At 68.9% G+C, this 3,060-nt stretch carries 4 protein-coding genes; all 4 read left to right on the top strand.

Annotated elements, in window-relative coordinates; genetic code table 11:
* Positions 1 to 30 precede the first annotated feature (30 nt).
* Positions 31 to 729 (top strand): transaldolase, encoded by a 699-nt coding sequence (locus EB084_22660; GenBank protein ID NDD31067.1) that lies wholly within the window; start codon positions 31 to 33, stop codon positions 727 to 729.
* A complete protein-coding gene (locus EB084_22655; GenBank protein NDD31066.1) occupies positions 726 to 1,325 on the top strand; it encodes an SIS domain-containing protein in 600 nt (199 codons plus the stop codon). Before EB084_22660 ends, EB084_22655 begins: the two co-directional genes overlap by 4 nt.
* 17 nt (positions 1,326 to 1,342) lie before the next feature.
* On the top strand, positions 1,343 to 2,257 hold the full coding sequence (locus EB084_22650) for an NAD-dependent epimerase/dehydratase family protein (protein NDD31065.1): 915 nt from the start codon (positions 1,343 to 1,345) through the stop codon (positions 2,255 to 2,257).
* Positions 2,254 to 3,060, top strand: an 807-nt coding sequence (locus EB084_22645; GenBank protein NDD31064.1) for a galactokinase, incomplete at its 3' end; no start/stop codon positions are given. The genes EB084_22650 and EB084_22645, both read left to right, overlap by 4 nt.

Below are 3,060 nucleotides of genomic sequence, written 5' to 3'. Positions count from 1 at the left end.
CTCCTGGGCGGTGCGCTCCATCGCTCGGGGGTGAAGGCCGCTGACCTGCGGGTGAAGATCTTTGCCGACGGCGCTGACCTCGACGTCATTCGCCGCAGGGCCGCCGATCCGATGATCTCGGGCTTCACCACCAACCCCTCGCTGGCGCGCAAAGCCGGGGTCACTGACTACGAGCGCTTCTCGCGCGCCGCCCTGGCGGCGGCGGGAACGCGCCCGGTCTCCATCGAGGTGGTTGCCGACAGTGCGGACGAGATCGCCGCCCAGGCGCTTCGCATCAGCCAGTGGGCCCCCAACGCCTACGTGAAGATTCCGGTCACCACCACGTCGGGCACTTCCCTCATCGGCGTCGCCGGCAGGCTCTCGCACGAGGGGGTGAAGGTCAATCTCACCGCGATCCTGACCCTTCGACATGTGGCCGAGGCCGTTGACGCCTTCCGCGGCGGCGCGCCGTCGGTGATCTCGGCCGACGCGGGGGTCGACCCGGTGGGGCACATGCGGGCCGCGCTCGCCATCTGCCGATCGGCCGATCGGGCCATCGAGCTGCTCTGGGCCAGCCCCCGCGAGCTATTCAACGTGGTGCAGGCCTCTCAGGTGGGGGTCGACATCATCACCGTCACCGACAGCCTTCTCGAGAAGCTGTCGCAGCTGGGGCGCGACCTGGGCGAGGTGAGCCTCGACACGGTGCGCATGCTCAAGGCCGATGCCGACATGGGAGGGCTGCGCCTGTGAGCCACAGCCGGCAGTATCTCGATGAGTGTGCGGCCCTGGTCGGCGCGCTCGACGCCGACGCTCTCGAGGGCCTCGTGGCGGAGCTGGCGGCGCTGCGAGACCGTGGGGGGCGTCTCTTCGTGCTCGGCGTGGGCGGTTCCGCGGCGCACGCCTCGCACGCCACGGCCGACTTGCGCAAGATGTGCGGCATCGAGGCCTACGCCCCCACCGACAACGTGGCCGAGCTCACGGCGCGCACCAACGACGAGGGGTGGTCGACCACCTTCTCGGCCTGGCTCGAGGTGTCGCGCCTGGGCGCCGACGACGCGCTGCTCGTCTTCTCGGTGGGAGGGGGAGACGCCGAGCGAGGCATCTCGCCCAACCTGGTGGCCGCGGTCGACCTGGCGGTGTCCCGCGGGGCCCGGGTGCTCGGCGTGGTGGGGCGTGACGGGGGGCACACCGCCCGTCATGCGGCGGTCTGCGTCATCGTTCCCCCGCGCTTCGAAGCCCGTGTGACGGCGCACACCGAGGCCATCGCTGCTGTTGTGTGGCACCTCCTCGTCTCGCATCCGCTGCTGCATCGGAGCGCGTTCAAGTGGGAGTCGTCGAAGCCGTGACCGCCGAGCGCTTCTTCATCGTCGGCGGGGCGGGCTTCATCGGCAGCCACTTCGCCGAGCATCTGCTCGACGCGGGCCATGCGGTGACGGTGTATGACAACTTCTCGTCCGGAACGGAAGGCCACATCGCTGCGTGTCGCGCGCATCCGCACTTCGCCGTGGTGGCGGCCGACGTGCACGACCGCGACCGCCTCGAGGGCGCAATGCGCGGCCACGACACGGTCATCCACCTGGCCTCGAACCCCGACATCGCGAAGGCCATGACTGACCCGGACGTCGACTTCCGCGAGGGGACCGAGCTCACGCGCAACGTGGCCGAGGCCATGCGGCGGGGCGGGGTGAGGCGCATCCTCTACGCATCCGGCAGCGGCATCTACGGCGATCTGGGCGATTTCGAGGTGTCCGAGGACCACGGCCCGCTCGTTCCCGTCTCGCCCTATGGCGCCAGCAAGGCCTACGCCCACATGTTCGGCCTTCGGGCTCGGGTGTTCCGCTTCGGGAACGTGGTGGGCGGTCGGCAGACTCACGGGGTGGGGTACGACTTCCTGCGCCGGCTCCTGACCGACGCCACCCGTCTCACCATCCTGGGAGATGGGCGTCAGAGCAAGTCGTACGTGCACGTGCTTGACGTGATTGCGGCGGTGATGCTCGCTCACCGCGATGGGGGGACGCCCTGGCGCGCCTACAACGTGTGCACCGGCGACTACATCACCGTCACCGAGATCGCTGGCATCGTGTGCGAGGTTCTGGGGGTGAACCCCGAATACGCCTACACGGGCGGAGACCGCGGATGGAAGGGCGACGTGCCCGTGATGCGCCTCGACACGCAGCGCATCCGCGCCCTCGGCTGGCGATGCGAGCGCACGTCGGCCGAAGCCATCCGGACATCGGTGCGCGCGATGCGTGCCGAACTGGAACCCGCACCGTCATGATCATCGCCCGCAGCCCGCTGCGCATCACCCTCGGCGGAGGAGGCACCGATCTCCCCTCGTACTATCGCGAGCACGGCGGCTTCCTCATGGCCGCCGCCATCGATCGCTACGTCTACGTCTCGGTGCACAACACGTTTCGCGCCTCCACGGTGCTTCGATACTCGAGCATCGAGGACGTGCAGTCCATCGACGAGATCCGTCATCCCATCATTCGCGAGGCGCTCCGGCTGCTCGACATCACCGAGAAGAACCTCGAGATAACCACCATGGCCGACGTGCCGGCCGGTACCGGGCTGGGTTCGTCCGGCAGCTTTGGCACCGCGCTGCTCAAGGCGCTCCATCGGCTGCGGGGGCGCACCATCGACGCGCCTTCCCTGGCCGAGATGGCGAGCCACATCGAGATCGATGTCCTCGGCGAGCCCGTCGGGAAGCAGGACACCTACGCGGCGGCTTTCGGAGGCGTGGGCTGCTATGTGTTCAACCCCGACGACACGGTCGATGTGACGCCTCTATCGCTCTCGCCGGAGACAGCTGATCGTCTCACCGAGCACGTTCTGCTCTTCTGCACCGGCCTGACCCGCTCGGCCTCGGCCATCCTGCGCGAGCAGGATGACCGCACCCGCGGTCGTGACGGCGCGATGGTCGAGGGGCTCCACTATGTCAAGGAGATCGGCCTGCGCAGCCGTGCGGCGCTCGAGTCCGGTGCGCTCGTGGAGTTCGGTCGCCTCATGCACGAGCACTGGCTCTACAAGAAGAAGCGCTCCGCGCGCATGAGCGCGCCCGAGATCGACCGCTGGTACCAG

Source organism: Pseudomonadota bacterium (assembly GCA_010028905.1).
Taxonomy (GTDB): Bacteria; Vulcanimicrobiota; Xenobia; order RGZZ01; family RGZZ01; genus RGZZ01.
Note: the sequence above shows the minus strand (reverse complement) of the source record. Positions and strands in the feature narration are given on the sequence as shown.